At 43.5% G+C, this 18,234-nt stretch carries 8 protein-coding genes; all 8 read right to left on the bottom strand.

Annotated elements, in window-relative coordinates; genetic code table 11:
- Positions 1-507: 507 nt before the first annotated feature.
- Positions 508-1,248 (bottom strand): PHP domain-containing protein, encoded by a 741-nt coding sequence (locus E4T79_RS08460; RefSeq protein ID WP_135029448.1) that lies wholly within the window; start codon positions 1,246-1,248, stop codon positions 508-510.
- 529 nt (positions 1,249-1,777) lie between these two features.
- A complete protein-coding gene (gene metK, locus E4T79_RS08455) occupies positions 1,778-2,971 on the bottom strand; it encodes a methionine adenosyltransferase (RefSeq protein ID WP_135029441.1) in 1,194 nt (397 codons plus the stop codon).
- A gap of 864 nt (positions 2,972-3,835) precedes the next feature.
- Positions 3,836-4,303 (bottom strand): deaminase, encoded by a 468-nt coding sequence (locus E4T79_RS08450; RefSeq protein WP_135029439.1) that lies wholly within the window; start codon positions 4,301-4,303, stop codon positions 3,836-3,838.
- A 491-nt stretch (positions 4,304-4,794) separates the two neighbouring features.
- The gene (locus tag E4T79_RS08445; protein WP_135029437.1) at positions 4,795-5,556 is read right to left on the bottom strand and encodes a hypothetical protein; all 762 of its coding nucleotides are present in this window, start codon (positions 5,554-5,556) and stop codon (positions 4,795-4,797) included.
- A gap of 17 nt (positions 5,557-5,573) precedes the next feature.
- On the bottom strand, positions 5,574-8,213 hold the full coding sequence (gene polA, locus E4T79_RS08440; RefSeq protein WP_135029435.1) for a DNA polymerase I: 2,640 nt from the start codon (positions 8,211-8,213) through the stop codon (positions 5,574-5,576).
- A gap of 289 nt (positions 8,214-8,502) precedes the next feature.
- A complete protein-coding gene (locus E4T79_RS08435; protein ID WP_167752659.1) occupies positions 8,503-10,857 on the bottom strand; it encodes a G5 domain-containing protein in 2,355 nt (784 codons plus the stop codon).
- Positions 10,858-11,127: 270 nt separating this feature from the next.
- Positions 11,128-17,790, bottom strand: coding sequence for a putative Ig domain-containing protein (locus E4T79_RS08430; protein ID WP_135029431.1), 6,663 nt, complete (start codon positions 17,788-17,790; stop codon positions 11,128-11,130).
- Positions 17,790-18,230, bottom strand: coding sequence for a hypothetical protein (locus E4T79_RS08425; RefSeq protein ID WP_135029429.1), 441 nt, complete (start codon positions 18,228-18,230; stop codon positions 17,790-17,792). The genes E4T79_RS08430 and E4T79_RS08425 overlap by 1 nt, the downstream gene beginning before the upstream one ends.
- Positions 18,231-18,234 lie beyond the last annotated feature (4 nt).

Below are 18,234 nucleotides of genomic sequence, written 5' to 3'. Positions count from 1 at the left end.
CGTCGCTTTCATATCGCTTCATCCAGTGTCTGATAGTATAATCAGACACTTGGTAGGTTTTCGTTAATTGACTGAGGGACTGCTTATGGCTCAGATACAACTGAAGGATTTCACATTTTTCTTCTACTGATTTTGGACTTCTTTTAGACATACGAAAACTCCCCTTATAGTGTCTAGTGAATTTTTGTTTTTTCACTGTCTACTATAAGGGGAGTATATCATTCTGATATAGTCTTTTAGTTTACTTTTAGTACTAGGCAAGGAGCTGCAGGCTGTACTGGAGAGTGAACGAAGGAATAAAAGAGAAACGAAAGGACTATACTACTAAACACAAGCCAAGGGATATACAAGCAAAGAAAGTTTTTAACTAGCTCTATTATCGTTTTTTCGTTTGCTTTTAGTACTAGGCAAGGAGCTACAGGCTGTACGAGAGTACGGCAAAGCGAGTGAACGAAGTGATAAAAGAGAAACGAAAGGACTATATAGGAGTCGTAAGCCAAACAAGCACTATACCAACCACTCTTCTTGAATACCATAGTCGTCCAAGATTTGCTTGATACGGTCAAATTGTAATCGAAAATGTCGTTGATAATGCCCATCTGAACCGATTGAATAGCGCTTACAGCCCATTTCCTGCAAAATAGAAAGGGCATAGAGATAGAGGGGCTCATTGTCATACAAGTACATGGACTTACTATTTAACTCAAAAGCCAAGTGATAGTCCATCATCTTTTGAAAGAGAGTACGTAGATTTGGCTCAAATTCTCGCAACTCGTCAACAGTAAGAGATAATCTCCTAAAACCATAATCAAAATGTGCTAACACATCTGCTGGAATCCGTTCGATGGCTCGTTCTATCTCTTGCAAATACGCCACGATATGCTCGTTTCGATCTAGAGATAAAACCTCATCTTCCAAGTAATCAAAGCTACCATTGTGGTGTACCGATAATAGTTTCAAATCAAAGTCTTTCCCCTCTAGATAAGCCAGCGTATCTGCTTCTCGAGGTGCATAATAGCCAATTTCAATTCCCTTTTTGATTCGATTGCCATATTGTCGGTTCAAACATGCAATTTGTTCAGTGTAAGCCTGGTAGTCTGGCACATCATCACGAGGACCACCTAGATAGGGATTGGACAAATCAAAGTGTTCTGTCGTCACAATCTCTCCCTCGTAAATCGTTAAATAATCTTCAAATCGTGCTTCGGCATCATAAGAAAAATAGGTATGTAAATGATTATCCCGCATGCTTTTCTCCTTTAATTTGGAAATCCCAATTAGATGTCTAGGCCAGCGAAGTTCCCTGACCATCTTTGGCCTACTATTCTTTATTTTAGTATATCATATTTGAGGTAAAAGAAAAGAGGTAAGAACAAGAGTAATTACCTCATTAAGACCTATCATCGACCCAGTGGATATGGTGTCAAACGTCACCAAGACTAGAACACCTGTATCCCCCTAAATCTCTGCCCTGTTAAAAGTGGAAGAGTTTTGCTGTTATAGTCATTTCGTTTATATTTTTATTACTTCGTTCACTCGTCTTGCTGTACTCCAGTACTACCTGCGACTCCTTGCCTAGTACTAAAAATAAACGAAACGGCTATATCAACTTTTGTGACTTTGTTAACCCGCTTTGCCGCACTCTGGTACAGCCTGCAGCTCCTTGCCTAGTACCCAAAGCAAACTAAAAGACTATAGTAGTCTTAATCCCCCAAACTACAAATAAAGAGTGGGACAATCAATTCTTTGAAATGATGACTGACTCCCACTCTCTGATTTAAGCTTTGAGGATATTTTTTAGCGCTTCTACCTTATCCACCCGCTCCCAAGGCAGGTCAATATCGGTCCGTCCCATATGACCATAGGCTGCTGTTTGACGGTAAATCGGGCGTTTCAAATCCAGCATTTGGATAATGCCTGCTGGACGGAGGTCAAATAACTCCCGAACAGCTGCCTCAAGGCGACTTTCTGCAACTCTACTCGTTCCAAATGTGTCAATTCGCACTGATACAGGATGCGCTACTCCAATTGCATAAGCTAATTGAACTTCTGCTTTCTTAGCAAGACCCGCTGCGACGATATTTTTAGCGATATAACGCGCTGCATAAGAGGCTGAACGATCGACCTTGGTTGCATCTTTCCCAGAAAAAGCACCACCACCATGGCGTGAATAACCGCCATAGGTATCCACAATGATTTTACGACCAGTCAAGCCGGAGTCTCCCTGCGGTCCTCCGATGACAAATCGACCTGTCGGATTGATAAAATACTTAGTCTGCTCATCCAGATAATGGGCTGGAATAACCGTTTGAATGACTTGTTCGATGATGTCTTTACGAATGATTTCTTGACTCACTTCTGGGTCATGCTGGGTTGAGATGACCACGGTATCAACACGCAAGGGTTGGTTCTCTTCATCATATTCAACTGTAACCTGACTTTTAGCATCTGGACGGAGATAGGTAATCATACCGGACTTTCTCAAATCTGCCAATTTTTTAACCAACTGATGACTAAGTGAAATCGGTAGTGGCATCAATTCAGGTGTTTCATCCACAGCAAAACCAAACATTAACCCTTGATCACCAGCCCCAATCTGATCGAGTGGATCTTGGTCTGAGTTCTCCCGGATTTCCAAGGCCTCATTAACTCCTTGAGCAATATCTGGTGACTGTTCTACCAAGGAGGGATGGACCCCTACTGTTTCAGCTGAAAATCCATATTCCGTATTGGTGTAGCCAATCTCTGCAATCGTATCACGAACCACACGGTTAATATCGACATAGGCCGTCGTTGAGATTTCTCCAAACACATGGACAGAGCCTGTATAAACAGCTGTTTCGGCTGCCACATGAGCTTCACTGTCCTGCTCTAAAATCGCATCTAAAATCGCATCAGAAATCTGATCCGCAATCTTATCCGGATGTCCCTCAGATACCGATTCAGAAGTGAAAAGTTTACGTTCTGACATCTTCATGTCCCCCTTTAAATAAAATTGATACTAGAAAAACAACTGCCTACTCTCCCGCTTGCCTACATTCCATAGATAAAGCCGAGCAAGGAGTAGCACCATTCCCAGACAACGAGATAGTAGGAACTCCTCACTCTAGTCAGTTAGTTAAGCACTCCGCCGAATGACAGATCGATTACGATCGACTTGACTAAACACCTAGGTCACGACGTTTTTCCCAATCGTTTCGCTGGGAAAAGCTAGTAAGGCGCTTAGGATTTCCGTAAATAGTGTCAACCATGAAAAGCCTGCGAGCTGGAAGTCGATTTTCTTAGCACAGTTACGACGAGCGGGAAAGGGATTCAACATCAAGACCTTTCTCACTCTAGTAAGTTGGCTAGGCTAACCGCAGATAGCGGCTGCCATACAATGACGTGTAGCTGTGCTACCGACATTCTTGCCAAGTTAAAAGTTACAAAGCACCGATTATCCAATCTTCATGAACAATCGCCTTTTCGGGACTTATAACTTCTTTAGTATACCATGTTTAGAAAGATATTTCAGATTTTTTGAGTCAATTTTAAAGTCCATACAAAAAAGAGAGTAAGGAAACCATGACTCCGAAGTCCTGATTCCCTCACTCTCTTATTTCTATGTTCAGACGAACAGAGCCACTAGATTCAGCGTGTTTTCCAACGTTTAGGCTCAAGCTTAACATCGTCCATTTGATTGACGATACTCCCTGCTCAGTTCATATAAAAAATTGGATAGGTGCTACTATAGTCTTTTCGTTTGCTTTTAGTACTAGGCAAGGAGCTGCAGGCTGTACTAGAATACGGCAAAGCGGGTTAAACAAAGGAATAAAAGATAAACGAAATGGCTACATCAAATCCAATCCGTCTGAGCAATCGCCTCCCTCACCTTTTCAATCTGTAGATGAACGAGTTCACAATTTTTTTCTTGATAGAGGTATTTAGCATAGTCATCTATCCGGTACTCATTGATATAGACCACGCGCTTGCAACCCACTTGGAGAAGCTGTTTGGAACAATTAAGGCAAGGAAAATGAGTTACGTAGGCCGTAAAGCCTTTGGGAATACCCCGCTCTGCTCCTTGTAAAATAGCATTGACCTCGGCATGCAAGGTGCGCACACAATGACCATCCACCACCAGGCATTCCTGATCCAAGCAATGCTCCGTCCCTGAGACAGAACCATTATAGCCTGTTGCCACAACCTTGTTGTCTTTCACAAGGACTGCACCAACCTTAGCTCGTTTACAAGTCGCACGATTGGCAATCAAGAGTGCCTGCGTTGCAAAGTATTCATCCCATGCTAAGCGTTTGTCCGACATTTCCTATCCTCCTCATAGATCTTTCCCCTATTATACCACGTTTTTACAGAAAAAAGAGAACAAGAAAGAGCTTGGTTTCATCCTCTTTTTCTGCCTAGGCCTGAAAAAAGTATAGATGCCAATCCATCTATAAACTTTATTAAAGTAGCATTTTTTATTTTGTAAAACTGTCACAATAAAAATAGATAAGCGACTGATCCCCTATAAACATCAATATCTGACGAGCTTTCAGAATGGCAAAGGGTTGGGAACGGGAAAGAAGGCGACGGGTAGAAAAAAGAGTTCGGTTTTGCCAGACTTCTTACATTCTAAGTTCGGGCCGAAATAGTCTGGGAATTGACTGTTTTAGTCCACCCCTGCACAGTTGATTAGACCCTATTGGGAAGTAAAACACGACCCAATTTGCCAATCAACCACTGCACTAAAATTGATTGTGCGTATACTTCAACATCTTCCTGCCTAAGAGTGAAAAAGTCGAAGCCTGAACATTTTTAAGGTGTTACCGCTACAATTTCTGTCTGTCGATTGGCCGCTACCTGATACAAGATAGTCTTGAGTTGGGAAACGGTGGTCATCACCGTCTCTTCCTGGTTTAAATACTCCGAGGAAAGAGGGTAGACAACAGATCCCACGATGACAGAATCATCAAAATTACCTGTATCTTCCAGGCGATAAAAGGTGATTTTAGCAGCCTTGTTTTCAGGCTTTACCTCATAACCCACCTGCCATTCCTGATCATTGATGGAAATACTCGTCTCCTGAATAAAGTCCTGACCGTCTGCTTTCAAGCCTTGCGTCACTTCTTCTTTCTTCATGATTTCTCCACCTGAAAGAGGTGAAGTCTGATAGGCGTTTAGAGTATATAGCTGCACACCCATTTTTAATCCATTCTCAGAGACCCTATAGATATAATTCATCGGTTGCGTCCCTCCATCTACCTGGTCGGGTTGCCAACTATCTGGTATTTGATAGGGACGATACGACACTTCTTCTTCTGTACCATCTCCAACTCCAACAGTTTTCATCACACCATTCTTAGCAGAATAGAGTTTTTCTTGCTCCTTAGTCGTTTCAAAGGCACGAGCCTCTGCTTCTGCAAGTTTCTGAAACTCGATGACTCCTGTCGTTGACTGACTCTGCTCCCATATATTTTTTTCTATTACAGGATTAGATGACTCTATTTCTTCCTTAGAGCCACAGGCTGATAAGCAGAGTAGGGTCGCTATTCCTACATATAAAACTCTCTTTTTCATCGTCATCACTATCCTTTCTACTTAGCCTCATACCAAGTTTTACCTGCATTTTCATCAACAATCAATGGAACAGAGAGGGAAACCGCTGCTTCCATAATTTCCTTAACCATAGAGCGGATAGTGGCCAATTCATCATTTGGCACTTCAAGAACAATCTCATCATGCACCTGCAAGAGCATCCGCGTACGCAAACCAGCCTCTAACATAGCCCTATCTAGATTAATCATGGCCACCTTTAGTATATCTGCTGCAGATCCTTGAATGGGAGAATTGATAGCTGTCCGCTCAGCAAAATTCCGAACATTAAAATTGCGCGAATTGATATCTGGGATTTCCCTACGGCGGTGATAGATAGTTTCTACATAACCCTTGTTACGTGCTTCACGGACTATACTTTCCATATAGTTCTTAATACCTGGAAAACGATCAAAATAGGTCTCGATATAGGCTTTCGCTTCTTTACGGCTAATCCCTAAATTATTGGACAAACCAAAGTCTGAAATCCCGTAGACCACTCCAAAGTTTACGGCCTTGGCATTGCGGCGGTCATTAGCTGTCACATCTTCTGGCTTTTCAATCCCAAAGACCCGCATAGCAGTTGAAGTATGGATGTCAACTCCTTGGCGGAATGCTTCAATCAAATGCTCATCCTGCGAAATATGTGCCAAAATCCGCAATTCAATCTGTGAATAATCCGAACTAAGCAGAACACTATCTTCCCATTCTGGGATAAAGGCTTTACGAATCAGACGCCCTTGCTCTAGACGAACAGGGATATTCTGCAAGTTAGGGTCTGTACTGGACAGACGACCTGTCTGGGTCAAGTCTTGGACATAACGGGTATGAATTTTCCCGTCCTCCATAATGGATTCCTGCAGACCAACCACATAAGTGGATTGCAACTTGGTAATCTGACGATATTCAAGAATCCTCGATACTATCGGTGCTATCGGTGCCAATCTTTCCAAGACATCAACAGCTGTTGAATAGCCTGTCTTAATCTTTTTTGTAAATTCAAGTGGCAATCCCATTTTCTCAAATAGAATATGCCCTAATTGCTTAGGCGAATTGATATTAAACTCTTCACCTGCCAAGGTATAAATCTCCTGCGTCAACTGTTCGATTAAGATATCATTTTCAAGCTGCATGGCTTTCAGAGTCTCAGCTTCAACCTTAATCCCTGTCATTTCCATTTTGGCAAGGACGTTTGCGAGTGGTAATTCCATATCAAAGAGCAGATCTGACTGCTGATTTTCAGCTAACTTGGTCCGCATGATTGGCTCAGTTTCAACCAGTACCGCTAGTTTATTGGCCAAATGTTGATAGAGGCTTTCTTGATCTGGTAACGCACGTTTTGCCCCCTTGCCATAAATCACTTCATCACCATTCAAACTATGCTGGCCGTAAAGCATAGCAATAGTTGCAATTTCATTATCTTCAACAGTGTTCAGCAGATATTTTGCTAAACGACTATCAAAAGCTGCCAGCCCTAAATCAATACCGTAGTGAGAAAGAAGAACCTTACTACGTTTAAAATCATAGGTCTTAATCGCTGTATTCGCCAGAAACTCCTTCAAAATATCTTGTGAGAGTAAGTCTTCTCCCCCTACGTAAATCGTCTGCTCATCTCCCCAAGCTAGAGCGATAATCGGTTCCTTGTGGTAGTTGTCCCCAAAGATTTCAAAATGAAAAAATTGGTCTTTATGAAGCATGTCTGCTTCAATTTTTTCAACTGTTACAAAGTCATTCTTGCTAGCAGTTGATGCAGTTGCTTCACTTCCGAGCTGGGCGCGAAGAGCTTTAAAGCCCATATCTTCATAGAAGCGCGCAAGTTGTTCTAGCTCTGGTCCTTGATAGGCAATATCTTCTAAACCAATGGTAATCGGTGCCTGAGTGTCAATGGTTGCTAAGGCTCGAGAGAGAAAGGCTTGTTCCTTATCCTGAATCAGATTGTCCTTCATTTTGGAGGGTTTCATGCTATCAATATTGTCATAAATACCATCAAGCGACCCGTAAGTGGTCAGAAGTTTAAGACCTGTTTTCTCACCGATTTTTGTCACGCCAGGAATATTATCTGATTTATCTCCCATGAGAGCTTTTAAATCGATGAACTGGGTTGGTGTAATGCCCATTTTTTCCATGAGGTAGGCTGGAGTAAATTCTTCAAATTCTGCCACCCCTTTTTTAGAAATTTCAACAATGGTATTCTCATCTGTCAGCTGAATCAAGTCCTTATCGCCGCTAACAATCGTGACATCGAACGGAACGTCTGTTCGCTCTGCTATTTTATCCAAGGTTCCAATAATATCATCTGCCTCATAGCGCTCCAAGTCATAGTGGCAAATGCCCATGACTTCTAGCATCTGACGAATAAAAGGAAATTGCTCGCGGAACTCTTCTGGTGTCTTGGCCCGTCCTGCCTTATAGTCACCATACATCTCTGTGCGAAAGGTCGTTTTACCCGCATCAAAGGCCACAAGTACATGGGTTGGCTGGATTCGCTTCATCATGTGGTCAAGCATGAGGTGAAATCCATAAATGGCATTAGTATGGAGACCAGTCGGGCTCTTAAAGCGTTCGATTTGATTGTAGAGTGCAAAGAATGCACGGAAAGCTACAGATGAACCGTCTATTAGTAATAATCTATTTTTATCCATGCTCTTATTATACCATACCTACTTCTATTTTCTTATCTATAAAGGTAGAAAGAAAACGAGCTCTATAAAATCGAACTCGTTTTTAGACTCCAATCCGCCTGTCTTCACAAGCTTTCTAGTAGCTGATTACTCTATAGAAGTCAAACCCTGTCCGAGCAACAAAACTGCGTTCAGCAAGGGAACGACGAAAAATATTGATTGTTGTAGAGTATAAAATAGCTATCCCCAACCTATCAAGCTGGGGATAGCAAAACTACTTTCCTACTTACATCCTCCAAAAACCTCTATATCATTTTTTTCGAGGTTTTAAATCAATAACTGCTGAAGCTGTTACGATTATAAAAGTTGCTAGGGGAAGAAAGAGCTGTTCGATTTCTCCTGTTTTCGGAAGAACACTTTGATGCTTTTGCTCTTTTATATCTATATCCTTTGAAGTGAGTGTCGTTTCTTTATCCTCTTTATCATCCACTGATAGGAAATTAGATTTCTTATTTGAAGCAAGAGCTGTCTTCTCTTTCATCTCAACAACAGGCGCTTTCTGCGTGCCGTATTCGATGATTTCGTCTACCGGATCTGTTGTGATACTGTTGGATTTCTCCACACGACTAGTTTCACGACCGTCTGTTAGGGTCACCGTTTCAACTATCGTGCGGACACCATTTTGGCCTTGTTGAACCACTTGTTCGAAGCCCTCAGCCAGGCTAGCATTGGCACGACGGACTGTCCTGTAGGCAACAGGTTCCGTACGAATTTCCTCTCTCGTTTCAACAACAGGCACTTTCTGCGTACCGTATTCGATAATTTCGTCTACCGGCTCTGTTGTGATACTGTTGGATTTCTCCACACGGCTGGTTTCACGACCGTCTGTCAGAGTCACCGTTTCAACTATCGTGCGGACACCATTTTGACCTTGTTGGATTACTTGCTCCTGTCCCTCAGCTAAGCTAGCATTGGCACGACGGACTGTCTTGTAGGCAACAGGTTCCGTACGACTCTCTTCTTTCGTCTCAACAACAGGTACTTTCTGCGTGCCGTATTCGATAATTTCATCTACCGGCTCCGTCGTGATACTGTTGGATTTCTCCACACGACTGGTTTCACGACCGTCTGTCAAGGTCACCGTTTCAACTATCGTGCGGACACCATTTTGACCTTGTTGAACCACTTGTTCGAAGCCCTCAGCCAGACTAGCATTGGCACGACGGACTGTCCTGTAGGCAACAGGTTCCGTACGAATTTCCTCTCTCGTTTCAACAACAGGCGCTTTCTGCGTGCCGTATTCGATGATTTCGTCTACCGGCTCTGTTGTGATACTGCTAGATTTCTCCACACGACTGGTTTCACGACCGTCTGTCAGAGTCACCGTTTCAACTATCGTGCGGACACCATTTTGGCCTTGTTGAACCACTTGTTCGAAGCCCTCAGCCAGACTAGCATTGGCACGACGGACTGTCCTGTAGGCAACTGGTTCCGTACGAATTTCCTCTCTCGTTTCAACAACAGGTACTTTCTGCGTGCCGTATTCGATGATTTCGTCTACTGGCTCTGTTGTGATACTGCTGGATTTCTCCACACGACTGGTTTCACGACCGTCTGTCAAGGTCACCGTTTCAACTATCGTGCGGACACCATTTTGACCTTGTTGGATTACTTGCTCCTGTCCCTCAGCTAAGCTAGCATTGGCACGACGGACTGTCTTGTAGGCAACAGGTTCCGTACGGATCTCTTCTTTCGTCTCGACAACCGGCTGAGAGGGTTGCGGAGCTATATTACGCGCAATCGCCACAGCTTCAATGGGCACTATTGTCTGCGACCCATCATCTGTATAGGTAATGATGAGATTTCGTCCTTCATAAGATAAGGTATGTGCATACTCACCGATATAGTATCTATCATCTAACAACTGATCAATTTTTGCTAAATCACTCGCTGTTACATTCTCAAAATGATCGACAGATACCCTTAAATTCTCTGGAATCGGATTCTGGAAATCTGGTTCTAGTTCTTTTGCAATCGTCAGTGACAGTCCTTTCACTGCTTTATCCAAGGCATTTACAGTCGCTTCGATTGCAAGAGGATTTGCAGTATTCCCAAACTCTGTCTGATAATTGACCTCTACCAAGATTTCCTGCAAACGGCTATAAATCGAAACCTTTTCCTCTTGGGATACCGTATTATAAGCCATATCTGCACGCTTTGCATCAATTAAACCAGAAATTTCAGAGAAATAACCAGGAGCTAACCCCTGAATCGCACGCCCTTTTGATACCGCACTCTCAAGGGAATTTGCCAAGGTCGTTGCCTGTGCCAAGGCTGCTACATAGGCTGCATAACTCTCGTTCGTGTAGTCATTTGGATGACGATTCGCACTCGCTACCTCCTCACGACGAATCGTCGTAATCGATGTTTCAATGCTTTCATAACTAGGACTTGGAGTTGTAAAGAAATTCAAATTCGACTTTACTCTACTCTCAAGGTCAAAAATATCCCGGGCTGTTACTGGCTGTGTTTCTGCATAGACATAAGAAATAGGAACGATACTTGGAAGAAGTATACTACCAACCATAACAGAGGCTATTCCTACAGAAAATTTACGAATCGCATACTTTCCAACTCTATTCCAATCAAATGAAGATTTTTTCACAATCGTCTCCTCTCTAATAACTGTATCGTCTTTTAAATTGGGCTTTGACAAGAGAACAAGTGTTCATTGTCTCCTAAATATATAGCCGTTTCGTTTATTTTTAGTACGAGGCAACGAGTCGCAGGTAGTACTGGAGTACAGCAAGACGAGTTAACGAAGTAATAAAAAATATAAACGAAATGACTATACCTTGTTCATATGGCATTTTTTATGCCAGTATACACCAAATACAGCCTATCAATATTAGGCTGTATTCAGTTTATTCACCATTTACTCTTCTTGTTTTCTATTTCTAGAAAGGATGACTCCTGCCAAGCCTAGACTTGCAAAGGCTAGAAGATTCAAGAATGAAGCTGTTTCTGTACCTGTATTCGGTAATTGGGTATTTGAATTTGAAACTGTCATTCTTTGAGGAGTTGTACTGTCAGAGTTAAATGTCTTCAATGGGAGTACATTTGGTATAGAAGACATACCTGTTGTATCCTTTGTAACACTTGGAACTAGTGGAGTTCGTTTACCTAGGTCTTTTTCTCCTGGGGTTGGCGGAGTTGGCTTACCTGGGTCCTTTTCTTCCCCTGGGGTTGGTGGGGTTGGCTTATCTGGGTCTTTTTCTCCTGATGTTGGCGGAGTTGGCTTATCTGGGTTTTCTCCCCCTGGGGTTGGTGGGGTCGGCTTACCTGGGTCCTTTTCTCCCCCTGGGGTTGGTGGAGTTGGCTTGCCTGGGTTTTCTCCCTCTGGGGTTGGTGGAGTTGGCTTACCTGGGTTTTCTCCCTCTGGGGTTGGTTTATTGATACAAGTACATACCCCATCTCTGCCATCTTTTCCGTCTACGCCATCACGAACAAACTCACGACTGATTTCATTACCGGAAGCGTCTGTAATAACGACCCAAACACCGATGTGACCGTCTGTATTCTTACCTGGAATAGTCTTAATTGTCGGACTCTTACCATCTTTTCCATCTCGGACAAATTCGCGACTGATTTCATTGCCATCACCATCGCTGATAATCACCCAGATACCTGTGTTACCTTCCGTATCCTTACCTGGTTCAGTTTTGACTGTCGGAGACTTACCGTCTACGCCATCGCGACCGTCACGACCGTCGGTGCCTTTTTCACCCTTTTCACCTTGAACGCCGTTTGGAATAAAGGTACGATGAACCTCATTACCGTCGCCGTCTTTGGTGATAATCCACGTGCCGTCTACTTCTACACCGGCGGAGTTTGTGCCCTTGCCGCTGACTGTTTCCACGCTTGGAGTTTTGCCGTCAACACCGTCACGACCGTCAGCACCTTTTTCGCCCTTTTCGCCCTTTTCACCTTGAGCGCCATTTGGAATAAAGGTACGATGAACCTCATTGCCGTCGCCGTCTTTGGTGATAATCCACGTGCCGTCTACTTCTAGGCCGGCGGAGTTTGTACCCTTGCCGCTGACTGTTTCCACGCTTGGAGTTTTGCCGTCGACACCGTCACGACCGTCGGTGCCTTTTTCGCCCTTTTCACCTTGAGCGCCGTTTGGAATAAAGGTGCGGTGAACCTCATTGCCGTCGCCGTCTTTGGTGATAATCCACGTGCCGTCTACTTCTACACCGTCGGAGTTCGTGCCCTTGCCGCTGACTGTTTCCACGCTTGGAGTTTTGCCGTCGACACCGTCACGACCGTCGGTGCCCTTTTCGCCTTGAGCGCCGTTTGGAATAAAGGTACGGTGAACCTCATTACCGTCGCCGTCTTTGGTGATAATCCATGTGCCGTCTACTTCTACACCGTCGGAGTTCGTGCCCTTGCCGCTGACTGTTTCCACGCTTGGAGTTTTGCCGTCGACACCGTCACGACCGTCGGTGCCCTTTTCGCCTTGAGCGCCGTTTGGAATAAAGGTACGGTGAACCTCATTACCGTCGCCGTCTTTGGTGATAATCCATGTGCCGTCTACTTCTACACCGTCGGAGTTCGTACCCTTGCCGCTGACTGTTTCTACACTTGGAGTTTTGCCGTCGACACCGTCATGACCGTCGGTGCCTTTTTCACCTTTTTCACCTTGAGCGCCGTCTTGACCATTTGTGCCGTTCTTACCGTCTGACACAAAGGTACGTGTTGCTTCACCACCGTCTGCTGGTGTCACAATAATCCATGTACCTGTGACTTCCTCACCGTTGACAGTATCTGTACCACGCTCGGTTGTAACAGTTGGAGATTTGCCACTTTCACCCTTTTCACCTTGAGCACCGTCTTGACCATTTGTGCCGTTCTTACCGTCTGACACAAAGGTACGTGTTGCTTCACCACCGTCTGCTGGTGTCACAATAATCCATGTACCTGTGACTTCCTCACCATTGACAGTATCTGTACCACGCTCAGTTGTGATAGTTGGGGACTTACCGTCAACACCATCTCTACCTGGCTCACCCTTATCGCCTTGTGTGATAACTGGCACAGCGGTCGCGTTGATTGCATCACTCGGTGTTTTGCCACTTTCTGTCTGCTTCACTGTAACAGATTGACCTTTGACAAAAGGCCTACTATTTTCGACAGACCATGTCCCATCAGCTGCTACTGTTGCCGTTTGTGTGCTACCATCTGGCAATGCCACCATGATTGTCGCACCTGCTAGACCCGTACCAGATACCGTCGTTTGCCCCTCAATAACTGAATGAATACGTGGATCAGCTGACTGAGTTCTTTCATGATCATTCTTAGGTAATTCAATCACATCAATCGACACTGTATGTGTTAATGTTTTGCTACCATCTTGACTAGTCGCAGTTACAACAAAATCATATTTCCCTGTCTTCGTTGGAGTACCTGTAATCTGTTTAGTAGCTGCATCATACACCAAACCTTCTGGTAGCGTCGTCTCATCCACAGTCAAGGTTGTATTATCACTATTTTTGATGTTTAACGGACGGACACTATCTCCCAATAGGATAAACTGTCTATCATTTGTCACGTTCAATGAAATTGGCGAATCTGGTAAAACAGTAAATTCAAATACTGTTTCTGCAGACGCTCTACCAAGTTCATCAGGGTTTTGTGCACCAAAACGAATACGATGTACTCCTGCTTCTTTAGGTGTACCACTAATGGTCTTCGTCGCTGGGTTATAAGTTAAACCATATTCTTTTGCAATATAATCTACAAGATCGGCCTCTTCCAATTCTGTAGATAAGTAGCGTCCAACAATAGAAGAATGTTCACTATTCGTCACAAGAGCAGCCTTAATTGGCTCACCTAGCTGAATGGTTTGACCGTTGTTGCTGACTTCAATACTAGCAGGAAGTGGATTTACTTTGATTGTGAACATTTTTTCTGTAATCCCTTGACCGTTGCCCTCATAGTTAGCAAAGAGGTAAACTCTATACTCTCCAGCCCGAGTAGGAGTTCCACTAATGGTCTTAGTAGCAGAATCATACGTCACACCTTCTGGTAAATATCGAACAAAGCTTTCATCCAAAATACTTCCGTCTGTATGACTGATGATAATTGGCTCAATCGGAGAAAGAACGGTAACTTCACGATCAGGAGCACCAATTTCTAGTGGTTTAGGTAAGACTGTTATCGTCACTGTTTTCCGTATTTGACTATACTTAGCATCATCATAGTCATCATAATAATAGCTTTCCCCTGTCAAATCTTTGTGAATTTTTGAGAGAATATCAAATCTATATGTCCCTGCTTTCTCAGGTATGCCACTAATTATACCTGTTTCAGAATCATAGATTAAACCTTTTGGAAGTTTACTAAATTCATTGAGATAGTGGTTTTCAGTATCAAGGGTTCTGGTAGCTTGCTCTGTTCCAGTCACTACCATGGGTGTAATACTGTCTCCTCGAGTAATCGTCTGGTTATCGTTGCTGACTTCAATAATGTGGGGAAGTGGTGTAACGGTCAATTTAAAGGTTGTATTAGCTGATTGTTTCGTACCATCTGCGCGTACCCGAATAACAGTAACTTGGGTTTCATAGGTTCCTGCCTTAGTCGGAGTTCCATTAAGCTTCAAGTCACGAATAGAAATACCAGGAATCTCAAAAGGTTGAGGTTCGATATCCCATTCTCTTTGTTTCTTTGCATAAGAAATGCGATAGTTTTCAGGCAAGTCCCACCTATAATTGAAGCTGTCAAGAACTTGGACAGTTTCATCTACTGGAGCAACGACAAATTCACCTGGTGTCACAGTCAGATTCACCATTTTGGTCAAGGATTTACCATCTTTTTCTACTGTAATCGGAATTTTATAGGTTCCCTCATACAAGCCACGACCAGAGATGGTCTTAGTCCGATTATTATAGCGTACACCGGCTGGAAGTTTCGTTCTATCAACCGTTAGGGTTGCTCCTTCTGTATGGGTAATCACCATATCTTCCCAACGTGTACCCTCTACAACTGTCTGGTTGGCATTTGTAACATCTAATTCTAGCCCTGTCTCTTCTCCTGGCTGGACTTCATAGGTGAAGTGTGTCACCACTGTTACCGTTTCGCCATTGGCATTTAGATATTGAGCTTCCACACGAGCTGTCTTGGGCTCAGTTGTACGAGTCAAACCATGACCAACGAGCGTTCTATCTGTATTGTTGGCGGAAAGTACTGCAAAAGTATCTCCGTCATTTGGGATGACCTTTATTTCTGCCAATGGAGTATTCTTCTTCATGGTGATAGAAATCGGCGTGATAGGCTCCCCCTCTTTCCAGATTTGATGTGAAATTGGGTTGATAGCATCTACCACCTCAAACTCAAAGGTACGAGTCGGTGCATTATCTCCAAAGTGTCCATCGATGACCCCAACATCAAAGGTGTATTTACCTGGCAACAATTCAGCCCCTGCTTTTTTCACCAAACGTCCATCGGCAGTGAGTTCTGTTCCGTCAGGGAAACGAACCGGTTTGAGCGTAGCGTTCTCTTTATTTTTAGTAATAACACCGAGTTCTTGTTCTTCCGAACTAATCGGCACACGTACCTTGGTTGGTTCATCTAATGTGTAGTCTTTATTTCCTTCAAACTTGATGTCTGCATTGGTTAGAGCACCATTTTGTGAACGTTCAATAGTTGTAAAATCAATCCGAAAATCTTTCGTTAAGCCTAGATTATCTGTCACTTGGAAGGTCACATAATAGTTACCTGCTAAATCAGGAAGCTTTTTGAAGTTAACCAAGTAGGGTGTTGTACGCATAGCATCAACAGAGCTTCCTCCTGAAGGAGGATACCCTGACAGTGTCCAATAAGTATTTGCTGGGTAAAGCTCGCTTTTATCAATAAATTCTAGCTCAACACCTGCTGATCCTCCTGTTTGCTTAAACTCAGCAATCGTGAGCTGCTTTGAAAATGTGCCTAGATCATCCAAACCTAGAAGCGAGAAACGTGCTTGATACTGCTGGGTAGTGGAGGTCGCATTTTCAATAGTTCCATTACCTATATAATAACCAAAAGGTGTCGTTGTTACTTTCAAATCTCGATAACGAAGATTTGTAGCTGGTTGATTGTGACCATCACTAAACTCCCCACCAACTTGTACCGTTTCTCCATCGGTACTTTGAAAACTTCCCTCTTTCACATACCAATTAAAATTATCGGAACCACCGCCACCGATCCATACCGACGGACCTGTTACGTTATAGGATGTCCTGCTAGGTAAGTCCTCTCCTAACTCTCCAGTGTACGTGGCATCTACTCTCGGTACAAAGCCTTTGTGACTCTGCACTTTCCAAAGTGCAGTCGCCTTAACAGTCGAATCACTCTTTGAGACGAGTCCAATCTGATAATCTCCAATTGCTAGAGCTACGCCCAACTCTACATTCCCACGAATATAGTTGGCTACAGGATCATAGGTCAAGCCTAATTTTTTCGCGTCTTCTGTCAACTCTACCTCATCGGAAGTAATGCGAGTGAGACCTGTTTTATAGATGAGTTCAACCGTGTCTCCATTTTTAGTTGAAGTCATCTCAACACGACTCCGATCACCAGTTCCCCAATACCGCTCAATGGTAATATATGGTTTATCATTATCCACTGCAGTATTTGCCCGGAAAGTAGCCTTGTCCTTATTGACTACAGTGTCATTTGGCTGCTGAGCCCTTGCGAGGTTGAAAATAAGGATATTGCGTTCCTTTTCACGGATGGTAAAGACCACTGCTGGGTTTTGATTTTCCGCTAGGACATAGCCCTCAATGGCACGAGCAACCTCTGTCACTTTCGTTTCGCCGACTTCATCTGTCGTCATGAAGGTGACACTATGGTTTTCAGAGGCGATTCGCTCACCTGTCTCGATATCTTGATACACTACCTTATAGCTTAAAGCGACCTCACGCTCTACAGGTGCTACCTCAATCGTTTCACCACTTGCTACAGCAACAAGAGGCTCACTGACTGGCCTAGCAAGCTCCTCACTTTTTGCGCTTTCTTCTCCAGCAGGAATGGATACAACCAATGCCGCACGAGCTTGAGATAAGGTCGAAATCGCTGCTATTAATGCGTGATTTTGAGCATCTATCTCTGCTTGGGTCGCGGACAAGTTTGCCTTAAGAGCAGTTGCTCTTTCTTGTTCCTGCCTAGCTACTGCAAGGGCTGCCTCATAGCTTGTCACGCTCTCTGCTGTTTTATCACTGGTATCTGTATTTGCACTTTGTTCAATCAATGCATTTAAGGTATCTAATGTCTGTGCTAAGCTTGCTTTATCAACAAGAGTCGTTTCTATCGGCTCTTCAGTTGAAACCGTTTTTTCTGATACCTCAGCTTCTGCCGAGCTTCCCTCAGCCATCAATGCTTCTTTTTCTGCTACACTCGTATCTACTTGTTCTGTACCAACATTACTAAGAGGCACTTCTTCTGCATGAAGAGGTGTTCCGACACCTACTGTCGTTCCGATAGCCGCAGCTGCAACAACTGCTTTCAGTCGTTTCTGTTCCAAACGCAAGCGTTTTTTATTTCTTTGTTTTTTACTCATTACTTCATCGTTCCTTTGTGGTTTAGTATATAATCTGTTAAAAACGTTAGAGAGCGCTCAACAATATAGCCTCCCTTACTAAGAATGTAAAATAGGTCTTCTATATCTCCTGAAACTCTAGTCACATAACGTGCAAACAATCGATTTTCTTCATTCAGTGCAAAATAATAATAGAGTCCATGATGTAAATTGAGAAGATTGAGACCTTGCAACCAAAGAGAGCGCTCATCTTCATTCGCTAGAGTGGCCAAATTATTAAACACAATCTGCGCAATACACTCTGATGCTCCCTTCGACATCGAGAGGGCAAAATCTACCTGATGCTCCTCAAAAAGCAATAGCCTCCCTTTATAGACTATTGCATCTTCCTCTTCTTTCACTTTGAGAGGGAAACCTTTGTCTTCTAACAACTGTTGAAATGTTTGGTTTAAATCCGACATGAAC

Source organism: Streptococcus sp. LYSM12, from assembly GCF_004569635.1.
In the GTDB taxonomy this organism is placed as follows: Bacteria; Bacillota; Bacilli; order Lactobacillales; family Streptococcaceae; genus Streptococcus.
Note: the sequence above shows the minus strand (reverse complement) of the source record. Positions and strands in the feature narration are given on the sequence as shown.

Bases quoted from the DNA above. Each gene is read 5' to 3' on its own strand.
- E4T79_RS08460 (WP_135029448.1), bottom strand. From the start codon at position 1,248: ATGCGGGATAATCATTTACATACCTATTTTTCTTATGATGCCGAAGCA.
- metK (WP_135029441.1), bottom strand. From the start codon at position 2,971: ATGTCAGAACGTAAACTTTTCACTTCTGAATCGGTATCTGAGGGACAT.
- E4T79_RS08450 (WP_135029439.1), bottom strand. From the start codon at position 4,303: ATGTCGGACAAACGCTTAGCATGGGATGAATACTTTGCAACGCAGGCA.
- E4T79_RS08445 (WP_135029437.1), bottom strand. From the start codon at position 5,556: ATGAAAAAGAGAGTTTTATATGTAGGAATAGCGACCCTACTCTGCTTA.
- polA (WP_135029435.1), bottom strand. From the start codon at position 8,213: ATGGATAAAAATAGATTATTACTAATAGACGGTTCATCTGTAGCTTTC.
- E4T79_RS08430 (WP_135029431.1), bottom strand. From the start codon at position 17,790: ATGAGTAAAAAACAAAGAAATAAAAAACGCTTGCGTTTGGAACAGAAA.
- E4T79_RS08425 (WP_135029429.1), bottom strand. From the start codon at position 18,230: ATGTCGGATTTAAACCAAACATTTCAACAGTTGTTAGAAGACAAAGGT.